A 25025-nucleotide genomic window follows, 5' to 3' on the forward strand; every position below is an offset into this window, starting at 1 on the left:
ATATTTGCTGACTTTAAATAAAGCTAATAGTAATACATTTTTCATGATATTGAAGGAAGAAAGAGAAGATAACAGCATAATATCTTCTGAAGAGATTAATCGATGCATTGCTATTTTGGCACAATTGAATACCAATACAGATCAAATATTTGATATCCCAAAAGAACAACGGATAGCTTTAATTAAAGAGGCAGGAATGTTTTCCAGACCGGATAGAGGTGAGTTTTCCAGAAGAATTAAAGATGGATTACAGGCAGCTAAACGAAAAAAGGAAAAGAAGGACAAAACGGCACGTAAGGAAACCGGAATTAGGCATGCACGTGAAGCAAGCATATTTGTTGCTCCTAAATTATTAGCTTTTAATGATCTGGCTCACAAAGAACAATTAGAACTTGAAACGCCCAGAAACTGTTACGTTTGTAAATCAGAATTTACTAAAATGCATCACTTTTATGACACAATGTGTACGGACTGTGGCGATTTTAATTACGCAAAACGCTTTCAAACGGCAGATGTAAAAGGGCAAATTGCTATTATTACGGGTTCTCGTTTAAAAATTGGCTATCATATTACTTTGATGCTTTTGCGTGGAGGAGCAACTGTAATTGCTACCACTCGCTTTCCTGTTGATTCAGCTTTACGTTTTGCTAAAGAAGAGGATTTTATGGATTGGGGGCATCGGTTGAAAATTCACGGTTTAGACTTAAGACATATTCCGAGCGTAGAGATTTTCTGTAATTTCATTGAGCAAAAATATGAACGTCTTGATGTTTTAATTAATAACGCGGCACAAACAGTTAGACGACCTGCAGGATTCTATTCGCATTTGATGGAGAATGAAGAGTTGCCAATAAGTGCACTTCCTCAAAAGGCGCAAGAATTATTATTGGATCATATCAATTGTCTGGATGAATTAAAAATGCTGACAACTGGAGCTTCTTCAAACGAAAATATGCCAGTTACCTGGCACGGACCCGAACCTGGAATTGGTTTACGTGCTTCGGCTCAATTATCTCAAATTCCATATTCTTTCGATAATGCGTTAGTCGCCAATGAAGTTTTTCCGGAAGGAGAACTCGATGCCGATTTACAGCAAGTCGATTTGCGAAAAACAAACAGTTGGCGTTTGCGACTGGGCCAGATAGAAACCACTGAAATGATTGAAGTACAATTGGTAAATTCAGTTGCACCTTTTGTATTGTGTAACCGACTTTCAGAAGTAATGAAGAAAGATAATACGGGACAAAAACACATCATCAATGTTTCGGCGATGGAGGGGAAATTTCATCGTTTTTTTAAAGAAGATCGTCATCCACATACCAATATGGCAAAAGCAGCTTTAAATATGTTAACCCATACTTCTTCAGGAACGCTGGCGAAATATGGTATATTTATGAATGCAGTAGACACAGGTTGGGTAACAGATGAAGATCCTGCTGAATTGGCAAAGAAAAAGCAGGAGTTAGAAGATTTTCAACCACCATTGGATATAGTGGATGGTGCGGCGAGAGTTATGGATCCTTTGTTTGACGGAATCAATACTGGAAAACATTGGTGCGGAAAATTTCTGAAAGATTACAATCCGATCCCGTGGTAGGATTTAGTTTTCACTTTACAGTCTCTTCTCAGTCTATAACTGATTGGATACAGATTTAAACATTAATTTCACAAACAAACTTAACCATCAGATTTGTAAAAATTCGTAAAATCAGTGTTTTTAAAAATAAAAAAACCACAACAAAATTTAATTCTGTTGCGGTTTTTTTATAGAAAAATAAAGAATTTATCTGTAGATATTTACACCGTTATTTGCTCTCCATTGTTGTTCAAAATATTCAGCATCTTCGCTATTGCGAGGATGAACTCCTAAAACAACATGACCGTCCTTAATTCCATCTTCATAAACTTTTGCTCTGTCCTCAGGAATCCCTGATCCTACTAAGGCTCCAATTAAACCTCCTGTAATTCCTCCAGCACCAGCACCAGCTAATCCTGCGGCAAGCGGACCAGCAATAATTAATCCTAATCCGGGGATAACAAGACTTGTTCCTAAAGCTGCGATAACACCAGCAATAGCACCAATTGTTCCTCCAATTGCAGAACCTGTTCCGGCACCTTCAGCAGCTTTTGTTCCAAGTTCAGAATGATCGTCTTTGTCTGAATAATGTTTTTTTCTGGTTTCGTCTGACATGATAAGGTTAATTTCATCTTTTGTATAACCTCTGTCGCTTAAAGTATCGTACGCTCTTTCTATGCTGTCGCGATCTGAAAACATTCCTGTTAAAACCTCACGTTTTGTTCCATCCGGATTATGTAAATTTTCCATTTTATATATGTTTATATTGTGAATTCATTTTCACTTAAACAAAGCTCGGAAAACAGATTTATTATTATTTACACAATTTTTATTAATCATTACATAATGAAATTCAGACTTTTATAAAATAGATGGTGCTTTTATGTTATTACTTTAATTATTACTGTATTTATTTGATATGATAAGACCACAATAAAATAGATTTTATTGTGGTCTTTCATATTAAGGATAATTTGGTGTGACTAATTTACTGAAATTAATTTCACATCAAAGATAAGTACTGAACCTCCAGGAATACCACTATAATCGAAAGGTCCATAACCTAAATGTGAAGGAACTAACAATATTCCACTTCCTCCAACTTTAAAATAAGGAATACCTTCTGTCCAGCCTTTAATTACCTGATTTAACCCAAAGGAAATCCCTGCAGCTTTGCTCTGGTCAAAAATACTTCCATTAGAATAATAACCTTTATAAGCTACAGTAACATTAGAACTTGCAGTTGGTTGAGCTCCGTCTCCGGCTTCATTGATTACATAATACAAACCAGAATCAGTTTTTTGAGCTGTCAGTTTATTTTTGGCAATATAATCAACTATCTCTTTTTCGTTTTCAACAGTATAATCTGTTTTTGTAGGTTGAGTATCACTAGGATTACAAGAGATAAAAAGTGTTAATGCTAATAATGAAGTTAAGATGTATTTCATGATATTTTAAAAATATATTTTTAATGGGGTTAATATAATAAAATGTATTTTTTGTTTCACAGAGATTCACAAAGAAAAAACAAAGATTCACAAAAAAAACTTAGTGTAACTCTGCGTTTTCTTTGTGAATCTCTGTGTAATAACTCTATCCTTCAATTTTAGCCGAAAGCTCAAACCAACGTTCTTCTTTCTGATCTATTTTATTAATAATATTTTGTAATTCATTTGCTTTTTTCTCGATATCAGCATCGGCAACTTTTCCATCAGAAAATAATTGTTCGATTTTAGTTTTATCAATTTCCAGATCTTTAATTTCTCTTTCTAGTTTTTGATATTCTTTTTGCTCATTGAAAGTTAAGTTTCCAGTCGGATTATTTTGTTTCCAATCTTTCTTTTCTGCTTTGTTTTCCTCTTTTTGAGCAACATCGGCACTATCTTCGTAGGCTCTGAAGTCAGAATAATTTCCTGGGAAGCTTTCTATTTCACCTTTTCCTCTAAAGATAAATAGGTGATCGACAATTTTATCCATGAAATAACGGTCGTGAGAAACGACTAAAAGACATCCGGGATAATCTAAAAGGAAGCTCTCCAAAACATTTAGCGTTACAATATCCAAATCATTTGTTGGCTCATCAAGAATCAAAAAGTTAGGATTCTGAATCAAAACGGTACATAAATACAAACGTTTCAATTCTCCACCGCTTAATTTTTCGACAAAATCATATTGTTTCTTAGCATCAAAAAGAAAACGCTCTAACAGTTGTGAAGCTGAAATCATTCTGCCTTTTGCCAATGGAATAAACTCTCCGTATTCTTTAATAATATCAATTACACGCTGATTTGGTTTCGGATTGATTCCGCTTTGCGTATAATATCCTATTTTAATAGTATCACCTTTTACCACACGTCCGCTATCAAGTGGAATTGTTCCGGTAAGAAGATTTAAAAAAGTAGATTTACCGGTTCCGTTTTTACCAATAATTCCGATACGTTCTCCACGCTGAAAATCAAAACTAAAGTTGTCCAGAATAACATGATCTTTGAATTTTTTTGAAATTTTGTGAAGCTCAATAATCTTGCTTCCCATACGTTCCATATTAATTTCAAGTTCTACCTTGTTTTCAAGACGACGACTTTGTGCTTTTTCTTTAATTACGTAAAAATCATCCTGACGCGATTTCGATTTGGTAGTTCTCGCTTTTGGCTGACGGCGCATCCATTCCAATTCTTTTACAAATAAGTTTTTTGCTTTGTCAACGCTGGCATTTTCAGAGGTAATTCGTTCTTCTTTTTTCTCTAAATAATAAGAATAATTTCCTTTGTATTGGTATAATTTTCCGTTGTCCAATTCGATGATTTCATTACAAACACGCTCTAAGAAGAAACGATCGTGCGTCACCATAAACAACGTAATATTTTCTTTGGCAAAATAACTTTCTAACCATTCGATCATTTCAAGATCTAAGTGATTGGTTGGCTCATCCAAAATCAATAAATCCGGACGATTGATTAAGATAATAGCCAATGAAAGACGTTTTTTTTGTCCACCTGAAAGATTTTTTACTTTAAGTTTAAAATCTTCCAGTTTTAATTTAAATAAAATCTGTTTGTATTGTGTTTCAAAATCCCAGGCGTTATGCTGATCCATTCCGTCAAAAGCTTTTTGATAAGCTTCTTCGTCGTCCGGATTCTCAAGTGCTTTTTCGTAGGCTTCAATTACTTTAAGAGTTTCATTATCAGAAGCAAAAATGCTTTCTTCAATAGTTAACTCTTCCTGTAGATTATTGTCCTGAGAAAGAAAAGCCATACGGATTCCTTTTCTCAAAACTACTTGTCCTGTGTCAGGCTCATCTAAACCATTAATAATACTCATAATGGTGGTTTTTCCAGACCCGTTTTTAGCGATAAAAGCGATTTTTTGGTCTTTATTGATTCCGAATGAGATGTTGTCAAAAAGCGTTCTTTCGCCAAAAGACTTCGATATATTTTCTACAGATAAGTAATTCACTTTATGAAATATGAGTTATAAATTATAAGTTATGAAGGTTTTACAAAACACAACTTTTTTGCAAAAGTAAACTATTATATTACGATTTGCGAATTATTTATGGAGATAGGAATTCAGAATCGGACTTAAATCAAAATAATGAATTTGCTGATGAACATTCAAAACAGGTTTTCGAACCAAAGCTTCATTTGTGAGATAATAATGCAAACCATCATTCGTAGCAATGCCTTCTATTTGATGAAAAGAAAGCTGAAGATCAATTCTTCGTTTATTTCCGGACAGGAAATCATGATCTTTAAAATCATACAATAAATATAAAAAAGGTTTTCCGTGTTTAGAATATCCGCAGAGTACAATAAGTTTTTTTTCTTCTAAATAAGTCGCACCAGTAACCAGGCCTTTTGTATCAAGTGATTCCTTAAACTTAGCAATATGATTCCCGCTTTGATTTGGTAAAGCATAAATATTGGTTTGAGATGATTTCCATTGTTTGGTAAACAGATAAATACTGTCTTTTGAAACGATAAAAGCTTCACAATCAAAATCGGTACTGTTTGGTTTTTGGGGAGAAAAATCAATTTGATCAGCATAGGTAAAAGAAATAGTTTCAATAATAGGATTTCCTTCTAAGAATGATTTTTTCTCGATTTTTAAAATTTGTAAGTCGGTTCGGTTGCCAGCAAAATTATTTCCGAAATCTCCAATATATAGGTAAGAACTGTCTTGTGTAATTTCTTCCCAGTCACGATTTATTACTTTATCGAGAATAATTTTTTTCTGAATTTTCCCTAAAGTATCTAATCCGTAAATCGTTCTATCATGATCGTCATTGTGTGTCCATAGTAAATTATCAAATGATAGCAGTCCTGAGGTTTCTTTGATAGAATCGCTTAATCTTTTTGAATATTTTGGCTTAACTTTCTTAACGTCGTAGAAACAGCTTCCATCATTTATAGTTGCTTTCGAATTGTAGTTTTTCGCCATTGGATCTGTACAATTATAAGTTTGTGCGTTAGTTTGGCAGAAGGTGATAAAGAAAAAAAACAATACTTGTTTCATAATTATTTTATAGATGCTGCTGAATCTTAATTGTTTAAAATATTTTTGTTGTTGTTAAACAATTAAGAGATTAAAGATACGTTAAGTTTTTAAAATGTTTTATAATTCCTCAGGTTATTTCTGCTTAATAAAGTCATAAGTTTTTAAAGTATTATAATAAGGTATTTCTGGGTTTATGTGTTTTTCTACATATTCCTAAGCATTATTTTTGCAAAAATATAAATGAATTCTTTCAAAGAAAAAACGTATCTGTTTGATATTGAGTTTTATACTGTATGTTGTTAATTTTGAAACAATTAGTGCATTTTTTTGTCTTAAAAGTCTAAAAATTGTCGATATATTTGCAGCCAATATGAATTTTTCTGATTTCTAATAAATGGGAGTTGGAAGAGCGAAGCTGTGTTTTGTTGTTAAATATTAAATTTACGGTACTATTAGTTGAAGTGCTATTAATAGAATTATTTTTGTTGTTGAGTTAACAAAAAAGCTTATATTAAATAGAAAAATAAGATTTAAAGTTTTTATATAAATTGTTTAAGAGAATAGCTAACAGCTAATCAATAAGAAGTTGAAAAGTGTTTTTAATCAACTGTTGAATTTAAAAGTAAAATATACATATGAAAATATTAGACTGTACATTACGAGATGGAGGGTATTATACAAATTGGGATTTTGATAAAAATTTAGTTGATACTTATTTAACAGCAATGAATGATTTACCTGTAGAGTATTTAGAGGTAGGTTATAGAAGCCCAAAATTAAATGGGTATTATGGCGAGTATTTTTACTGCCCTGATTTTGTTTTAAAAAAGTTATCTCTTTTATCAAATAAGAAATTAGTAATCATATTAGATGAAAAAAATATAAAACTAGAGACCGTAGAAGAGCTATTAAAGCCATGTTTAGGTGTAATAACGATGGTTAGAATTGCCATTGATCCTGAACAATTGTTGAGGGCAATTGATTTGGCTAAAAAAGTTAAATCAATGGGATTCGAAGTTGGATTCAATGTTATGTACATGTCAAAATGGAAAAGTCTACCTGAATTTTTATCTAATTTAAAACATGTAGATGGAGTAGCAGATTATTTTTATATGGTAGATTCATATGGAGGTGTTTATCCTGAGGATGTAAAAGAAATTTTTTCTCTGGTTCGTTCTCAAATGAAAACTAAGATTGGTTTTCATGGTCATAATAATTTAGAACTTGCCCTTGTAAATACTTTGACTGCAATTGAATGTGGTGCAGATATGGTTGATGCAACTATTACAGGAATGGGAAGAGGTGCCGGAAATTTAAAAACAGAACTTTTGTTGACAGCCTTAAATCAGAGAAATAATATAGAAGTTGATTTCAATGCTTTGTCTGCAGTTACAGATGCTTTTTTTCAATTACAAAAAGAATATGAATGGGGTACAAATTTACCTTATATGGTATCAGGAGCAAATTCACTTCCTCAAAAGGATGTTATGGAATGGGTTTCTAAAAGATATTATTCCATAAATAGTATTGTAAGAGCACTGCATCAGCAAAAAAATAAAGAAGTAAACAAGTTTCCTTTTTTTAACACTAATAAACATAAACAATACAAGTATGCATTGATAATAGGAGGAGGGCCTACAGCTGTTCAGAAATCAGATGCAATAATTGAGTTTATTAATAAATTTGGTAATGATATTGTGGTTATACATGCAAGTTCAAAAAACTCTATAGCATATAAAAATGTTAATTGTCAAAATTTTTATTGTTTAGTAGGTAATGAAGGAAATAGATTAACTTCGGTTTTTAAAAAGATTGAGGAATTTAAAGGTATTTGCGTTTTACCTCCATCACCCAGAAAAATGGGAACGTTTGTACCTGAAAAATTGATTAGTGAGACGACAGAATTATCTGAGGTAAATTTTACAAATTTATTAAATGATTCGCATACTGCAATTGCTTTACAAATTGCAATTAACCTAAATGTGAAGGAGTGTTTTATAGTTGGATATGATGGTTACTCAAATGCAAACGTTGGGAATAAGGAGCAAGAACTTTTCTTAGAGAATGAAGCTTTATTTGCTCATTCACAAGAAAACGGAATTGATTTAATATCATTAACACCAACAAGATATAAAAACCTAACAATAGATTCAATCTATTCAAAAATTTAGTTCTCATGAAAACTGTACTTATCATACCAGCGAGATATAAATCGTCTAGATTTCCAGGTAAACCACTTATTGTTTTAAATGGTAAAACGATGATTCAAAGAGTTTGGGAACAATGTAGTAAAGCTTTTGATCCTAATTTAATTTTTATAGCTACTGAAAATGAAAAAATCCTAGAACATTGTCTTGAAAATGGAATGCAATGTATTATGACATCTGATAATTGTTTAACTGGTACAGATCGTGTTGCTGAAGCTGCCAAGAAAATAAATGCAGATTATTATATTAATGTTCAAGGTGATGAGCCAGTAATAAATCCAAATGATATAACTAAAATTGTAGAATTATTATCTAAATCAAATGGTGAAATTTTAAATGGCTTTTGCGAAATTGATAATGCAGATGATTATTTGAGCGTCTCAGTTCCAAAAGTAGTTATGAGGCAGGACAATAGATTACTTTATATGTCAAGAGCACCAATACCGGGTAATAAAAATAATATTTTCCAGAAAGGCTTTCGACAAGTATGCATTTATGCATTTCCAAAAGAGGCATTGGATGTATTTAGTAAGACAACAGAAAAAACACCAATGGAATTGGAAGAAGATATTGAAATTTTACGTTTTTTAGAAATGGGTTATGAAGTGAAAATGGTAAAAATGTCTAAAGAATCTATTCCAATAGACAATCCTGAAGATGTTGATAAAGTTCTTAAAAGATTAAATAATGTTTAATAATTATAAAATTATTCTTTGGGATTTTGATGGAGTAATAATGGATTCCATGCCTGTACGCGATAAAGGTTTTGAAATTGTTTTGAAAAATTATCCGAAGGATCAAGTATCACTTTTAATGGAATATCATAGAAGTAATGGCGGACTCTCCAGATATAATAAATTTAGATATTTTTTTGAAGAGATAAGGAAAGAATCAGTTAACGATTCGGACATCAAATTATTGGCGGAAGAATTTTCAGTCGTAATGCTTGAAAATCTTTTAGATTCCAGTTTATTGATTCAAGATTCATTAAACTTTATTAAAGAGAATTATTTAAAATATAATATGCATATTGTGTCCGGTTCAGATGGAGTTGAATTGAGATATATTTGTGAAACCTTAGGTTTATCTAAATACTTTATTTCTATTAACGGTTCTCCAACTCCTAAGAATCAACTAGTAATGAATTTGTTAATTGAGAATAAATATAAAAATGAGCAAACATGCTTAATAGGCGATTCATTTAATGATTTAGAAGCAGCCACAGTTAATGATATTGTTTTTTATGGATATAATAATGAGTTGTTGCTAGCTAAGTCTAAAAGATACATTCAGACTTTTTCAAATATTTAATCGCCTTATAACTAATTGATAATTAACTAAAAATAATTACACATGAAAAAGAAATACTTTCCAATTTTATCTATTCTATTTGTTTTTGTTTTTACATTTTGTAGTTCTGATAAAGATGCTTTTACAGAGAAGACACCAATTGATCTTGACTTGACTAGTAAACCAACCAATTATTTTGGACAGGATTTTACATTGCTGCCCCAAGATAATGTCTCGAATTCCGACCTAAATATTGAAGGAGGGATTCTTCAAGATCAAAACTCTAATCCAAAGTATAATCAAACCAAAAGAACCTGGCAGGGTATACCATCTATTGGTAAGGATCGATGGGGAACTTTATATGCTACATGGATAAGTGGAGGAAAATGGGAAGGCAATGATAATTATATAACAGTTTCTTTAAGTAAGGACAAAGGTAAAACTTGGAAACATGATAAATTAGTTATTTATGTTAATCCGGAAGATTCAACAAGAGTGATGGACCCTAGTTTGTTTAATGATAAATTTGGTAATTTATATATAGCTTGGGCAAAGCACATAGAAAGAAAAAAGGTTGTAAATAAACAATGGGCTGATGCTTGGTATTCTAAGTTAAAATTGTCAGAAACAGGCACTATAGAATATAGTTCCCCAAGAAAAATGGCTTCTGGTATCATGATAAACAAACCTTTTACTTCTACAATTACTGATCAGATGATTTTCCCTATAGCTGTTTGGTATGCAGGTAATCCTATTTTGCAGCAGCCTTTTATGTATAAAGGCGATTATGGTACAGATAATTTGGTCAATTTTAATAAAGTTGGGGGAATTACAATGAATGTGACAAAACAACATATGATATATGAACATATGTTTGTAGAATTAAAAGACTCAACCTATTTAGGAATGACGAGAGCAATTGATGGTATATATTATTCAAAAGCAAAGATGGAAAAACTTGGGATGTAGGAAAAAAATTCACTGATCTTGGTGAAACCAATTCTTCACGATTCCATTTGGCAAAATTAAAATCTGGTCGCTTGATTCTTATTTTTAATAATGCTTCCACTAGAACTAATATGACAATTTTCCTTTCAAATGATGATGGGGCCACTTGGCCATATAAAATGGTTATTGATACAGATAATGATGTTTCTTACCCAGATATGATCGAAAGTGATCCAGGGATATTAAATATCGTATACGATTATGCAAGAGCAACTGCAGGAACCATTAACTTTGTAACAATAAAAGAAAGTGATATTATTGTGAATAGTAAAACTGAAGTTTTTAGAACAAAAATAAGTTCACTTCAATAATATTTCATTACATACCTTTAATTTTGAAGAAAAAGAAGCAGCATTAAAAACATGAGTAAATATAAACAGTTAGGTAAGAATACAGCTCTGGTTTTTATTGGTAATATTGGAAGTAAGATGATTGCTTTTTTAATGCTACCCTTTTATACAAAATGGTTAAGTGTTGAAGATTACGGTACCTCGGATAATGCTTTAATTTACGTTAGTCTTTTAATTGGAATTGTAACACTTAGTATTTCAGAATCAATTTTTATTTTTCCTAAAGACCAGGACTTTAAAGTACAAAAAAGATTTTTTACTTCAGGATTAGTTTATTCGGGATTATTGCTTATCATAACAGGATTTGTATTATATGGGGTAAGAGGGCTTTTACTTAAAGGAAATCTTCTTAAAAGCATCACGGATAATATGGGTTATATTTATTTACTGGTAGTATCCTTATTTTTTCAGACCTTTTTACAGCAGTTTTCTCGCAGTATAAACAGTATCAAAGTCTATGCAATTTCAGGAGTTGTATTGACACTACTAACGACAATTCTATCTCTTATACTTATTCCTGAATATAAGCTTGATGGGTTTTTTATAGCACAAATACTTTCTTTTTTGATTTCAGCGGCTTATACTTTAGTTCACTCAAAATCTTATCAGTATTTTTCTCTGAAAGAATTAAACTTTGAAAAATATGGAGAAATGGCAAAATATTCCATTCCATTGATTCCAAATGCAATTATGTGGTGGTTAGTAGGTTCTTTAAATAGGCCTCTAATGGAAGAATATTTAGGGATGCATGCAATTGGTCTATTTGCAGTTTCTAATAAATTCCCTTCTCTGATAAATGTTCTTTTTTCGGTTTTCATGGTTTCCTGGCAAATTTCAGTAATTGAAGAGTATAAAAAAGAAAATTATAAAGAATTTTATAATCACATTTTTAAGTTGGTTTTTGCCTTTTTACTTTTGTGTGTTATGATGATAAGTGTATTAAGTAAGACATTGACTGGTTTAGTTGCCGATGCCAAATTTATCGAATCGTGGAAATACATACCTATACTTTCATTATCTGTGTTATTTTCATCAATTTCAGGCTTTGTTGGGTGTAATTTCTCTGCCACAAGGGAAAGTAGATATTATTTTTATTCTAGTGTTTGGGGAGCAGTAATAGCTGTTGTATTTAATTTAATATTAATTCCAATTTGGGGTTTATATGGAGCAGTTACTGCAATTGTATTTTCTCATTTAATTATGGCGCTTTCAAGAATTATATATTCATGGAAAATTGTAAAAATTGAAAAGATTCATCTTTATTTATTGATGCTGGTAATTTGTCTTGCAGTCGTTTTGGTTTCAAGCTTTATTCAAAATAATTTTATAATAATTATTACGATGTTTACCGGTTTTATTTTACTTGGTTTATTGATGAAAAAGGATGTAGTTCTAGGATTACAGATGATTAAATTAAAATTAAAAAATAATAATGAGTTTAAATAGAATAATATGTCAATAAAAAAACAACTAAAACCAATTTTCTTTTTTATTGTTAACATTTTTATAGACAATAAATCGATATTAGATGTTAGAAAAAATCGCAATTACTTAGATCATATTTGGTATACAATTCGGTTTAGGCTTGCAGGATTAGGTTTTGTTTTTACTGAAAATGAAAAAAAAATACAATCTTTTAAAGACAAACACAAAGGTGAAAGGTGCTTTATTATAGGCAATGGCCCTTCTTTAAATAAACTTGATTTGATATTGGTTAAAAATGAAATAACATTTGGTGTTAATGGGATTTATTTAAATAAAGAAAAAATGGGATTTCTCCCTACTTATTATGTTATAGAAGATTATTTAATTGCAGAAGATCGCCGTTCTGAAATAAATGCTTTGAAAGTTGAGGCAAAATTTGTTCCAACTTATTTGGATTATTGTCTTACGAAAGATGACAACACAGTAAATTTTAATGGATATTTAAATTACTCAGATAAAATTTTTAACCCTAATTTTTCGAACAATTGTTTAAGAAGAATAGGAGTAGGTGGTAGTGTAACCTTTATGTGTTTGCAATTGGCTTATTATATGGGTTTTGAAGAAGTTTATATGATCGGTTTTGATCATAATTATGCTAAAGTGGATAAGCATGAAGCTGGAATCATAGTCACTAAAGAGAATGATGAAAATCACTTTGTGCCAAACTATTACACAAAAGGGGAAAGATGGCATGATCCAAATGTAGAAAGAATGGAAAAAGGTTTTTCAGTAGCTAATGAGTTTTTTCTAAAAAATAACAGACAAGTATTTAATGCAACTTATGGAGGGCATTTGGAGGTTTTTAAGCGAAAAGACTTTAATGAAATTTTTAAATAAATAAGGTGGACGATATTAATACTTATATATTTTACACATTTTTTTTACTATTGTGTTTATTCTTATCACAAAAAATAGTTCTAAAAAAGAATTTTGTAAACAAATCTTTAGAAATTGATTTTGCGAGACCAAGTTTATATGTTTTAATGCTCATATATTCGCTGATTATTGGATTAAGATATAATGTTGGAAGAGATTATTATGGTTATACAGAATGGTTTAAAGAACTTAGACATACTGGTCGTTTCCCTGTTGATAATGATTTTGGTTTTATCTGGCTTAACGAATTTCTGGTACATTTTGATTTTGAAAGTTATGCATTGTTTATTGTTTTAGCATTTTTACAAATTCTATTTCTTCTCTTGTTTCTTAAAAGAATTCCTTTTCTTCGAGCATGGTATTTTTATTTCTTTTTTACTAGTTTGCTTTTTTTTATTAGTATGAACGCTATGAGACAAACTCTTGCATTTTTAATATTTGCATATTGTCTTCAGCTTTTCTATGACAAAAAGTATTATCACACTCTTTTTATAGCAATTTTAGCATTTTCTATTCATAAAACTGTTATAGTTCCTTTTATTTTGCTTCCTTTTTTGAGGGTCGAATGGTTTAAGAGTGTTAAAAGTCAGCTTGTTTTACTTTTTTTATCTGTTTTTGTTCTGCCTGCTTTTTTTACAATTCTTCTCGATTTTGCAACTCCATTTATAAATCTTCTCGGCTATAATTATTATATAGAAAATTTAGACTATATGAAAGAAATTACGGATGAAAACAAGAGAGGTGAAGGTTTGGCTATTTTTTTATTCTTTTTTGTTGACCTGTTTATTATCTTATTTTATGAGAAATTAAAAACAGCTTTTCAAGAACTTTACTTTGTAAAGTTCTACAATCTATATTTTATTGGATTAATGTTATCTAGAATTTTTGCAGAAAATTTTATTTTATCTCGAATTGCTGATTATTTTATTAGTTTCAGAATTATAATTTTATCATTTTTAATGTTTTACATTTTTAATAGTTCAAAAATCCAAAAAAATAAAATTATTAAAGCAATTGCTATATTAACATGTTTTGTAATGCTGTTATTTTATTATAAGGCTATTTATAATAATGCAGGTGATATAGCACCATTTCAATTTATTTTCAATCATGATTAAATATAGCATTATTATTTGTTCTTATAATAGATTTCAATTATTGGAAGAGACAGTTATTTCGATAATAAATGTTCTCAAAGATAAAGATTACTTTGAGTTACTCATAATAGATAATAATTCTACAGACTGTACTCCAACTCTTAAGCAAAAATATGGTCATAATAAAAAAATTAAATATTTTCTAGAGTTACAACAGGGATTGTCACATGCAAGAAATAGAGGACTAAAGGAGGCAAAAGGTGAAATTTTAGTATATTTAGATGACGATATTGAATTAGTTGAAGATTATTTTGAAGTTTGTGATCAAATATTTTCTGATGAATCTATTTTAATATCAGGTGGTAAAGTAATACCATATAAGGTAGATATACCAAAGTGGCTTCCTGAAAAGTATTATTTTTTGGTAAGTGTTTATGACTTAGGTGATCATCCTAAGTTTGTTAAATATCTTATGGGGGGTAATTTTGCGATAAGAAGTGAAATAGCCTTGGAAATTGGTCTTTATAATGTTGAGTTAGGGCGAAATGGGAAGATACTTGCAGGAGGAGAAGAAATTGATTACCAAAATAGAGCAACTGCGATGGGATATAAAATGTACTATCATCCAAATCAAAACATACTGCATAAAATAAATGAAAAATTGAACGAAAATTATGTTCTAAATTATTCGAAAGAACTTGGTAAATCAGAAAGAATTATAGATGAAGCAGGTTCTGGATGTAGGGTCTTATTAAAGATATTAAAGTGTTATTCTGCAGAGATGTTATTTAATTTGTTTATTAGATTAATAAGGGAGGAAAAGAAAAAAAACTATTTAAAGATTATTAAAAAATATTCTGAGGGATATCTAATTAAATTATAATACTCTAACAATGAATAAATGTTTAAGTGATAAAATTAAAATTGTTTCTTTTTTTTCTATGATTTTGGTTGTATATCTTCATTCTTATAATTTACTAATAAATATAGGTGAAAATTCTAGGACTATTAATAAGGGGTATAATTCCTTTATTCAAGAATTTGTTTCTAAGGGAGTAACAAATATTGCCGTTCCCTTTTTTTTTGTCATATCTGGATATTTATTTTTTTTAAATGTAGATGGATATTGGAATGAATTTTTATTAAAGTATAAAAAAAGAATTTCGACACTTTTGGTTCCATATTTATTATGGTCGATGTTTGGCATTTTGTTTTACTTTACTTTACAATCAGTTCCTATTTCAAAACCTTTTTTTACAAAACAACTTATTTCTAATTATTCTATCATAGAATTATTAAATGTGCTTTTTTTAAAACCTATTCCATATCAATTATGGTTTATAAGAGATTTAATTATTTTAATTCTTTTTTCTCCACTCATATATCGGTTGGTAAAATTATCAAACTATTTTATTCTTCTATTACTTTCAATTTTATGGTTAGCTCGTATTGATTATTTTCTTTTCTCTAATGAAGCTTTTTTCTTTTTTATAATTGGAGCTTTTATAAGTATTAAATCAACAAAACTTGAAGAAAAAATTAATAAATCATTTTTTTTTTACTTTCTTATATGGCTATCGTTAGTTTTGTTCAAAACAATTCTAAATAATACCGCTTTAAGATCTGACTATTTTCTATACTTTTTAAATAAAATAAGTATTCTTTTTGGAATTATAGCAGTTTGGTCGGGTTATGATGTTTATTTTAAGAAAAGAGAAATGTCAGAAGTTAAAATTGCCCCCATATTTCAATATTCTTTTTTTATATATGTAGCACATGAGCCTATGCTTACTATCTACAAGAAAGTTTTATATGTAATCCTTGGTCAGAATGAAATGGTATCATTTGTAATTTATGTAGTAGCACCTATTTTAACTATAAGTAGTTCTTTAATTATAGGTTTTTTTTTAAAAAAACATCTGTCAAAGTTGTATTCTTTACTAACAGGAAATCGCTAATTATTTTATGAGACTAGATACATTTTTTTAAAGCAAATGTATATTGAAGTTGAAGTGTCGCTCTTTACTGGTATTAAAAAATATTAATAGTATAAAAATATATGAATGTGAAAATAGGAATTGATGCAAAATGGTATTTTGAGGGGCCAGCAAGTGGGAAAATGGTTATTCGTAATTTAGTAAATGAAATTTGTAAAGCAAATAGTAAATTAAATTTCTACATAATATTGGATAAGAAATGTGAAAATTTGCAATTAGATTCTGAAAATACGAAAGTAAAAAAAGTGTATGTTTGGAATGGAAATAATTTATTATCAAATGTGTTTTTTGTTCCGTTTGTTGCAAAAAAATATGACTTAGATATTGTGCTTTACCAAACATCAGTATCTCTTTTCGGTAAGCATAAAAAGATTGCTTACATTCATGATTTAATTTATATATCGCACCCTCAATATTATACTTTTTTAGAAAGAATTTATTTAAAACCATTAAAGTTTTTAACTAAATTTTCTGATTTTGTCATCACTGTTTCTAATTCTGAAAAAAATAGATTTCAGAATTTGGCGTTTACCAATAAAGATATTAAGGTATTGCATCATGGTTATGATTCTCTTTTTAAGGTAATTGATGGGCGTGATGATGAGGATAACTCTGAAATAAAGTCCAGATTACAATTAAATGAAAAGTATATACTGTATGTCGGAAGGATAAATACACGTAAAAATATTCCTAATTTGCTTAAGGCATTTCAAAGTTTAGAAGATAAACAAATTAAATTAATTCTTGTTGGTAAACGTGAATGGAAAACGGATGATTTAAATTCATTATTAGATGATCCTTCAATTTCTGATAGGGTAATATTAACAGGATCTGTTTCAAATGAAGAATTATCAATAATATACTCTAATGCTTATATTTTTTGTTTTCCATCATTTGAAGAAGCATTTGGGCTTCCTCCACTTGAAGCTATGGCGTCAGGAATTCCTGTCGTAGTATCTAATTCTTCATCCCTGCCTGAAGTTTGTGGTGATGCGGCTATTTACGTAAATGCTAGTGAGCCAAATGAAATTGCAGAAGCGATTACAAGATTATTGTCTGATACAGACCTTTATAATAAATATAAGCAATTATCAGTTGAACGTGCGAAGGCATTTTCGTGGACAAATACAACTCAAAATTTGATTGATATTTTAGAAAAAAGATATGTTAAGTGAAAATGATAAATAGTATAATTAAGAAGTTAAAAAAATCAGATAATTATTCTGTAGATGAAAATCTTACAATTATGGACTTATCACTGATTTTAAAACAGAGAATATTTCAGGTTTTTCGTGGTTTATTTGTTAAACCTTTTTTTAAAAAAAGCGATGGGCTTATTTTTAAAGGTAAAAATGTTAAAATGCAACACTTAAATAAGGTCTCTTGTGGCAAAAATCTAATCATTGAAGATAACGTGTATATTAATGCACTATCAAAGTCAGGAATTGAGTTGGGATCAAATGTGACAATACAAAGAGATTCTATTCTAATTTGTACAGGAGTTATTAGAAATATGGGAATAGGTATTAAAATTGGAAGCAATGTTGGTTTGAATGCACGAGTTTATCTTGGTGGTCAAGGAGGAATTGAAATTGGAGAGGATGTGATAATTGGACCAGATGTAAAGATATTTAGTGAAAATCATAATTTCAAAAAAACAGATAGTATAATTAAAGACCAAGGAGAAACAAGAATAGGTGTAAAAATTGGAAATGATTGCTGGATTGGATCGGGTTCAATTATTCTTGATGGAGTAAATCTTGGCCATGGTTCTGTTGTTGCAGCAGGTTCTGTAGTGACAAAATCATTTGAAGCATTTTCGGTAATCGGTGGTGTTCCGGCAAAGCTCATTAAATTTAGAGAAAGTTCATGAAAATAGCAATAATAGGAACAAGGGGAATTCCGAATCATTATGGTGGTTTTGAACAATGTGCCGAGTATCTCGCTTTCGGATTAGTAAAAAGAGGATTTGAAGTTATTGTTTATAATTCACATAACCATCCTTATCAGGAAAAGGTGTGGAATGGCGTGCAAATAGTACATTGTTATGATCCGGAACATAAATTAGGAACTGCAGGTCAGTTTATTTATGATTTGAATTGTATTTTAGATGTTAGGAAACGTAATTGCGATATTGTATTGCAATTAGGATATACCAGTAGTTCTATCTGGGGTTGGTTAATGCCTAAAAAAGCTGTAGTAACTACGAATATGGATGGCTTGGAATGGAAAAGAACGAAGTATTCTGAAAAAGTAAAAAAGTTTTTGAGATATGCGGAATCATTAGGGGTAAAATACAGTGATCATTTAATTTCAGATTCTATCGGCATTCAAAATTATTTACAGGAAACTTATAAAGCAGACTCTACGTACATCGCTTACGGTGCAACTCTTTTTGAAAAGAATAATGCAGAGGTTCTTGTTAATTATAATTTAGAAGCATATAATTTCGACATGTTGATTGCCAGATTAGAACCTGAAAACAGTATAGAAATTATTTTGGATGGCGTTGCCAAAGCAAATCTTTCTCGTCCTTTTTTGGTAGTTGGTAATCACGAAACGGCATATGGTAATTATTTGAAAAATAAATTTTCTGTCTCTTCCCAAATTCAGTTTATAGGCGGAATTTATAATATTGAAGTATTAAATAATTTACGCTATTATTCTAATATCTATTTTCACGGTCATACCGTTGGAGGAACTAATCCTTCTTTGTTAGAAGCAATGGCATCAAACAGTTTAATCTGTGCAAATGGTAATGACTTCAATCAATACATTTTAGGTAATGATGCGATTTATTTTAAAGACGCAAATGATGTCGTAAATCATTTGTTACATGCAAAATGTACTGATGATAGTTTCCAATCAATGTTAATTGAAAACAAAAGAAAAATAGAAAACATATACGATTGGGAAATTATTGTAGAGCAATATTCGAAGCATTTTAAAGATATCTTTAAAATGAATATCAATTAATATGAAAATTTTAAAAGAATTATCTCGATTTCATTTCTCCCGTTATTTTAAACTGCTGTTTGTAATATGGGATATTATATTGCTTAATATCTCTATTATCTTTTCAGCTTTTTTAAGATTTGGGGCTTTGGATAAGCTATTTTTAAAAGAAGTGCAAACTATTTCTTTACTTGGTAATTTAGTCTGGATTGCTTTGCTTCTTTATAGAGATTCCTATAGGATTATAAGGATAGAGCCAATTGAATCTATAGTAGCCAGAACTATAAAAAAAGTACTTATTCATGCAGCAATAACAGCTATTTTTGTTGTGTTCTTAAAATATTCGGACATTTCTCGACTTCGATTAGTTTATTTTTATTTTTGTTTTTTTGGGTTATTGATGATTTCTCGTTATTTATCGATGAAACTTCTGAAATACATAAGGACTAAAGGATATAATTTTAGAAATTTTATTATTGTTGGAGCAAATGACGCGGGAGAACGCATACGAAAAACGTTAGCAAAAGATTTAACATATGGTTATCGATTTTTAGGCTTTTTTGATGAGAAGTTAGATCCATTTGCTTTTATTTCTTCTCCCCTACTCGGTGGATTCGATGATATAGAACAATTTATTATAAATGAAGAGGTAGATGAGATGTATGTGGCACTGCATATTGACAATATTGAGGTAATTAATAAAATAATTCAGATCTGTGAACATCATATGGTAAGGGTTAAGTTTATTCCAGATTTTCAATTGTATACAAAATCAAACAAGGTGGAACTTTCATTTTACGAAAATACACCGGTATTAATGTTCCGTCCGGAACCTCTTGAGTTTACGGTAAATCGATTATTAAAAAAGGCTTTTGATGTTGTTTTTTCTTCTCTGGTTATTGTATTGATTTTTCCATGGTTATTTCCAATAATTATGTTACTAATAAAATTGGAATCTCCAGGCCCGATTCTTTTTAAACAGGAGCGTTCCGGAAGAGATAATCGTTCCTTTACCTGTTGGAAATTTAGAAGTATGCGTCTTAACGGTGCCGCCGATAAAAAACAGGCAAAAAAGGGAGATAGCCGTGTGACAAAATTTGGAGCTTTTATGCGTAAAACAAGTATCGATGAGTTGCCACAGTTTTTTAATGTTTTTTTTGGTGATATGTCCGTTGTGGGGCCGCGACCTCATATGGTAAATCATACCAAACAATATAGTGAACTTATCAATAATTATTTAGTACGTCAGTATGCTAAACCAGGTATTACGGGATGGGCTCAGGTAAATGGTTATCGCGGAGAAACGAAAGAATTAATTGATATGGAAAACAGAGTGGAATATGATATCTGGTATATCGAAAATTGGAGTTTGCTCCTGGATATAAAAATAATAATAAAAACAGTTATCAATGTTGTTGGCGGAGAAGAAAATGCATATTGATCGTTTATAAAACATAATTTAAATAAAATAAATTGTTGTGATGTTAAAGCTTACAACGTGAAACTTAAAACAGAAATAAAAAATTAGCAGAATTCAATCCGTTAATTCTTATATTTGCCGTCTTAAAATTATACCCTGAATGAAATCTAAAACTTCCTTTATAAAAATAAGTTCAATTGTATTGCTTTTATTTTTATTCTTTTCTTGTGGATCAAAACAAGATGTGGTGTATTATCAAAATATTGATAGCATGACTGCACAGCAAAATAGTAATTCATACGAAATTAAAATTCAACCAGATGATTTGCTGATGATTATAGTTTCAGCTGATGATCCTGAAGTAGCACTTCCCTTTAATTTAAGAACCTATAGCACTTCAACAAATAACAGACTAGATGTTGCCCAAGGTCAGCAAACGGTTCAATTGTATTTAGTAGATCAGAGCGGAAATATAGAGTTTCCCATTCTGGGAAAATTAAAGATTGGAGGTTTGACACGAACTGAAGCACTTCAGTTGCTTCAAACAAAAATAAGTGTTTATATAAAAAATCCAATTGTCAATCTTCGTATTATGAATTTTAAAATTTCGTTGCAAGGTGAAGTAAATTTACCAGGAACCTATCCTATTGCTTCAGAAAGAGTTACTTTGGTTGAAGCATTAAGTATGGCAAAGGATTTAACTATATATGGTAAACGTGATAACATTTTAGTGATTAGAGAGATTAATGGGGTTAAATCCTATAATCGAGTGGATATTACCAAATCAGATTTCATTAATTCACCCTTTTATTATCTTGCTCAAAATGATGTAGTATATGTTGAGCCTAATAAAACAAGAATAAATTCGTCTGCAGTTGGTCCAAATACTTCTGTAATTATATCAGCGATCTCTATTTTGGTATCGCTTTCTGTCCTAATCTTTAAATAAAATTGAAATAAGAAAATGCAAAAGCAAAATTTTTATAATGATGTTATAGATGATGAAATCGAAGACGTTAACCTTAGAGAGCAATTAGAGAAGTATTTAGTGCAATGGCGCTGGTTTTTAGTAAGCGTAACTATAGGTTTAATTCTCGCATTTCTATATTTACGCTATACAACTCCAAGTTACGAAGCCACAACTACGATCTTAGTAAAAGATGAGAAAAAAGGAGGAATGTTGTCTGAGTTATCTGCTTTTGCCGATTTAGGCATGGGCGGAAGCATGAAAAGTAATGTTGATAATGAAATTGAAATTTTAAAATCGAGAACATTAGTTGAAAGTACAATTAAGGAATTGGATCTTAATATTGGTTTATTTGTTGAAGGAAAGGTTGTCGATAGAGATGTTTATGCGGAAACTCCAATTCATGTTTATTTTTACAATAAAAATAATTTATTTGATGAAGCTAAGTTTGTTTTAAATTGTGAACTTTTGAATTCGAATTCTTTCCGTTTAGAAGAAGAAAATCAAGGAAATGCAAAAGATGATTTTATTTTAGCATCTAAAAATGAATTTAAATATGGTGAAAAAGTAGCGACTAGAGTTGGAACTCTCGTAATTACCAAAACTTCATTTTATGGAAAAAATCATACAGGACGTTTCAAATCGGTTAGGATTGTAATAAACCCATTAGATGTTGTAACAGAGGGATTTAGAAAAGGATTAAAAGTTGAACCAGTAAGCAAAACTAGTAGTGTCGTTAATATTTCAATCTCTGATCCTGTATCTAAAAAAGCAGAGAATTTTTTAGATACTATGATTGAAATTTATAATGAAAATGCAGCTGAAGATAAAAATTATATTTCAGAAAACACTTCTAAATTTATTGCAAGCCGATTAGCTTTAATTGCTCAGGAATTGGATGGTGTAGAACAGGATGTAGAAAGTTTCAAGAAAGCAAATAAATTAACGGATATCGAATCTGAGGCAAAACTTTTTATTGAAGGTTCTAGTGAGTATGATAAAAAAGGAGTAGAAACTGAAATTCAAATGAGTGTTGTTTCTTCGATGTTGGATTTTATGAAAAAGAGTACTAACTCCGATTTGTTACCATCTAACCTAATTACTAGTGATAATGGCGATGCATCAGGATTAATTAGTTCATACAATCAGTTAGTTTTAGATCGAAATAGAATTTTGAAATCGGCTACAGTGGAGAATCCTTCAGTAGTGAAACTAGATCAACAGATTTCATCTTTAAAATCTAATGTTGCTGCCAGTTTAAGACGTATGCAGGCTAATTTGCAAATTCAAAATCGTGACATAAAAAGCCAGGAAGGAATTTTAAATAGCAAAATTGGTAAGATTCCGGTTCAGGAACGTCAATTTAGAGTAATCGCTAGACAGCAAAAAGTAAAGGAAGAACTATATTTGTATTTGCTTCAAAAACGTGAAGAAACTGCTATTTCATTAGCAGCAACAGAACCAAATGCACGTGTGATAGATGCTGCTAAAGCTGAAAAAGCGCCAATTAGTCCCAAAAAAAAAATAATTTATTTGGCAGGAATGTTACTTGGTTTACTAGTTCCTTTCGGAATCATTTATGCGGATGATTTATTAGATACAAAAATCAAGAGTAAGCTAGATTTAGAAGGTAAAACACAAATCCCATTTATTGGAGATGTGCCAACTTCTGATGATATTGCTGAGTTAATAAAATCGGAAAGCAGAACTAGTTCTGCCGAGGCTATACGTATTGTGAGAACCAATCTGGAGTTTATGTTAAATAAAGTCCCTGAAGGACTTGCAAAGACAGTATTTGTTACTTCTACTTTTCCATCAGAAGGTAAAACATTTATATCTGTTAATCTTGCGGCTACTTTTGCTTTATCAGGAAGACGTGTATTATTAATTGGTGCGGATATTAGAAACCCAAAATTTGGTGAATATATTGATGTTCCTAGTTTAGGGTTAACGAATTATTTATCTTCAAATGATAAAAATGTTCAGGATTATATCATTAAACATAAAGGATATGAGAATTTCTTTATTTTGCCATCAGGTGTAATTCCACCAAATCCGGCTGAGTTATTAATGAGTAAAAGGGTGGATCAGCTTTTTGAAGAACTTAAAAAAGAGTATGACTACATTATTGTAGATACAGCTCCTGTAAGTTTGGTTACTGATACCTTATTAATAGCCAAAAATGCAGATACCTTTGTTTATGTAATGCGTGCAAATGTATTAGAAAAGCGTATGCTCTCAATTGCAAATACTTTTTATAAAGAAAAGAAATTACCAAATATGTGTATCGTTCTTAATGATACCGATTCGACAAAAGGTTATGGCTATGGTTATGGTTATGGTGTGAGAGAAGAGAAAAAAGCGTGGTACAAAAAGTTATTTCTTAGAAAATAAAGTAAAAGCACAAAAAAAAGGGATCAATTAATTGATCCCTTTTTTTTGTGCTTTATAGTTTTAAAAAAAATTAGAATTTGAAAAATTGATTATTTGCAATAATTTCGTTTAAGGCAGTAACGTTATTATTATCAATTTTTATTTTTTGATTAAATGATGCGATGTGGTTGTTATGATGCACATCAGTACCAACAAAATCATACATTCCTTTTTTTAGAAGCTCTTCAGCTACTTTAGTAATTTCGCTTCCGTAATAGCCAACGACTGCCAATAAGTTTAATTGAAACATACATCCGGCTTTTTTTAGTTTATTATATTCATTAAAGTTTTTATGATAAAATAAATATCTTTCCGGATGTGCTAATACTGGAATATATCCTGCAACCTGCAAATCGAAAAGGATTTTATACAATTGAACAGGAGCATTCATATACGACATTTCAACCAAGACGTAATTATCTTTTAAGGTCAATAGTTTTTCATTTTGAAAATGGGTTTCAAACCAATCATCCATGAAATATTCTGCGGCAGCCTGAAATGGAATTTTAATATTTTCTTCTTCTAATAAAAGTTTTGTTTCTTCATGTTTGGCAATAATACCTTCTGGGGAGTTATTCCAAATGTAGTGGCTAATATGGGGCGTTGTGATAAATTGAGATACACCAATTTCCTGAAAAGAATTGGCAAGCTTAATAGTATCTGCTATTGTTTTGGCACCATCATCAATACCTGGTAATAAATGTGAATGAATATCAACATAATTTCCAGTAAGAAGATCTTTTAAGTACGGTTTTGATTTTAAGAATGATAACATGGATGCAAAAATAAAGAATTAGATAGTATTTTTAATGGTTAATTGTAATGATTTTATGATACAATTATTACAATGGATTTATTATTTAAATC

22 protein-coding genes are annotated in these 25025 nt (G+C 30.2%); 17 read left to right on the top strand and 5 right to left on the bottom strand.

The window, feature by feature from the left end; all coding sequences use genetic code 11:
* Positions 1-43 precede the first annotated feature (43 nt).
* Positions 44-1597 carry an SDR family oxidoreductase gene (locus tag IHE43_RS07885; protein ID WP_192188181.1) on the top strand — a complete coding sequence of 518 codons (1554 nt, stop codon included), beginning with the start codon at positions 44-46 and terminating at the stop codon, positions 1595-1597.
* A gap of 186 nt (positions 1598-1783) precedes the next feature.
* Here IHE43_RS07885 and IHE43_RS07890 read toward each other — a convergent pair whose 3' ends face one another.
* The 4 genes from IHE43_RS07890 to IHE43_RS07905 all read right to left on the bottom strand — a co-directional run bounded on the left by IHE43_RS07890 (position 1784) and on the right by IHE43_RS07905 (position 6091).
* Positions 1784-2326 carry a hypothetical protein gene (locus tag IHE43_RS07890; protein ID WP_192187418.1) on the bottom strand — a complete coding sequence of 181 codons (543 nt, stop codon included), beginning with the start codon at positions 2324-2326 and terminating at the stop codon, positions 1784-1786.
* 233 nt (positions 2327-2559) lie between these two features.
* Positions 2560-3024, bottom strand: a complete 465-nt coding sequence (locus tag IHE43_RS07895; RefSeq protein ID WP_192187419.1) for an FKBP-type peptidyl-prolyl cis-trans isomerase — start codon at positions 3022-3024, stop codon at positions 2560-2562.
* Between the two features lie 145 nt (positions 3025-3169).
* Positions 3170-5032, bottom strand: a complete 1863-nt coding sequence (locus tag IHE43_RS07900) for an ABC-F family ATP-binding cassette domain-containing protein (RefSeq protein WP_192187420.1) — start codon at positions 5030-5032, stop codon at positions 3170-3172.
* A gap of 93 nt (positions 5033-5125) precedes the next feature.
* Positions 5126-6091 carry a T9SS C-terminal target domain-containing protein gene (locus tag IHE43_RS07905; protein WP_192187421.1) on the bottom strand — a complete coding sequence of 322 codons (966 nt, stop codon included), beginning with the start codon at positions 6089-6091 and terminating at the stop codon, positions 5126-5128.
* A 617-nt stretch (positions 6092-6708) separates the two neighbouring features.
* Between IHE43_RS07905 and IHE43_RS07910 the strand changes: the two genes are divergently transcribed.
* From IHE43_RS07910 to IHE43_RS07985, 16 genes are all read left to right on the top strand, one after another.
* On the top strand, positions 6709-8244 hold the full coding sequence (locus IHE43_RS07910) for an aldolase catalytic domain-containing protein (protein WP_192187422.1): 1536 nt from the start codon (positions 6709-6711) through the stop codon (positions 8242-8244).
* A 5-nt stretch (positions 8245-8249) separates the two neighbouring features.
* Positions 8250-8975 carry a 3-deoxy-manno-octulosonate cytidylyltransferase gene (locus IHE43_RS07915; RefSeq protein WP_192187423.1) on the top strand — a complete coding sequence of 242 codons (726 nt, stop codon included), beginning with the start codon at positions 8250-8252 and terminating at the stop codon, positions 8973-8975.
* A complete protein-coding gene (locus IHE43_RS07920; RefSeq protein WP_192187424.1) occupies positions 8968-9591 on the top strand; it encodes an HAD family hydrolase in 624 nt (207 codons plus the stop codon). The genes IHE43_RS07915 and IHE43_RS07920 overlap by 8 nt, the downstream gene beginning before the upstream one ends.
* A 42-nt stretch (positions 9592-9633) precedes the next feature.
* A complete protein-coding gene (locus IHE43_RS07925; protein WP_192187425.1) occupies positions 9634-10539 on the top strand; it encodes a sialidase family protein in 906 nt (301 codons plus the stop codon).
* Positions 10500-10889 carry a sialidase family protein gene (locus IHE43_RS07930; protein ID WP_192188182.1) on the top strand — a complete coding sequence of 130 codons (390 nt, stop codon included), beginning with the start codon at positions 10500-10502 and terminating at the stop codon, positions 10887-10889. Before IHE43_RS07925 ends, IHE43_RS07930 begins: the two co-directional genes overlap by 40 nt.
* A gap of 51 nt (positions 10890-10940) precedes the next feature.
* Positions 10941-12374: a lipopolysaccharide biosynthesis protein gene (locus IHE43_RS07935; protein WP_192187426.1), complete on the top strand. Its 1434-nt coding sequence runs from the start codon at positions 10941-10943 to the stop codon at positions 12372-12374.
* Between the two features lie 6 nt (positions 12375-12380).
* Positions 12381-13250 (top strand): 6-hydroxymethylpterin diphosphokinase MptE-like protein, encoded by an 870-nt coding sequence (locus IHE43_RS07940; RefSeq protein WP_192187427.1) that lies wholly within the window; start codon positions 12381-12383, stop codon positions 13248-13250.
* 5 nt (positions 13251-13255) lie between these two features.
* Positions 13256-14407, top strand: coding sequence for an EpsG family protein (locus IHE43_RS07945; RefSeq protein WP_192187428.1), 1152 nt, complete (start codon positions 13256-13258; stop codon positions 14405-14407).
* On the top strand, positions 14400-15269 hold the full coding sequence (locus IHE43_RS07950) for a glycosyltransferase family A protein (RefSeq protein ID WP_225585440.1): 870 nt from the start codon (positions 14400-14402) through the stop codon (positions 15267-15269). Before IHE43_RS07945 ends, IHE43_RS07950 begins: the two co-directional genes overlap by 8 nt.
* A 10-nt stretch (positions 15270-15279) precedes the next feature.
* A complete protein-coding gene (locus IHE43_RS07955) occupies positions 15280-16344 on the top strand; it encodes an acyltransferase (protein WP_192187430.1) in 1065 nt (354 codons plus the stop codon).
* Between the two features lie 107 nt (positions 16345-16451).
* Positions 16452-17558, top strand: coding sequence for a glycosyltransferase family 1 protein (locus IHE43_RS07960; RefSeq protein WP_192187431.1), 1107 nt, complete (start codon positions 16452-16454; stop codon positions 17556-17558).
* 2 nt (positions 17559-17560) lie between these two features.
* Entirely contained in the window at positions 17561-18256 is a 696-nt protein-coding gene (locus IHE43_RS07965; RefSeq protein ID WP_192187432.1) for a DapH/DapD/GlmU-related protein, read from the top strand.
* A complete protein-coding gene (locus IHE43_RS07970; RefSeq protein ID WP_192187433.1) occupies positions 18253-19359 on the top strand; it encodes a DUF1972 domain-containing protein in 1107 nt (368 codons plus the stop codon). The genes IHE43_RS07965 and IHE43_RS07970 overlap by 4 nt, the downstream gene beginning before the upstream one ends.
* A gap of 1 nt (position 19360) precedes the next feature.
* Complete coding sequence (locus IHE43_RS07975; RefSeq protein WP_192187434.1) at positions 19361-20779, top strand: undecaprenyl-phosphate glucose phosphotransferase; 1419 nt, start codon at positions 19361-19363, stop codon at positions 20777-20779.
* A gap of 139 nt (positions 20780-20918) precedes the next feature.
* Positions 20919-21707 (top strand): polysaccharide biosynthesis/export family protein, encoded by a 789-nt coding sequence (locus IHE43_RS07980; RefSeq protein WP_192187435.1) that lies wholly within the window; start codon positions 20919-20921, stop codon positions 21705-21707.
* 15 nt (positions 21708-21722) lie between these two features.
* Positions 21723-24119 carry a tyrosine-protein kinase gene (locus tag IHE43_RS07985; RefSeq protein WP_192187436.1) on the top strand — a complete coding sequence of 799 codons (2397 nt, stop codon included), beginning with the start codon at positions 21723-21725 and terminating at the stop codon, positions 24117-24119.
* Positions 24120-24189: 70 nt separating this feature from the next.
* Here the strand turns inward: IHE43_RS07985 and IHE43_RS07990 are convergent, their stop codons facing one another.
* Complete coding sequence (locus IHE43_RS07990; RefSeq protein ID WP_192187437.1) at positions 24190-24933, bottom strand: tyrosine-protein phosphatase; 744 nt, start codon at positions 24931-24933, stop codon at positions 24190-24192.
* Positions 24934-25025 lie beyond the last annotated feature (92 nt).

The sequence above is a fragment of the Flavobacterium sp. MDT1-60 genome, from assembly GCF_014844035.1.
Lineage (GTDB): Bacteria > Bacteroidota > Bacteroidia > Flavobacteriales > Flavobacteriaceae > Flavobacterium.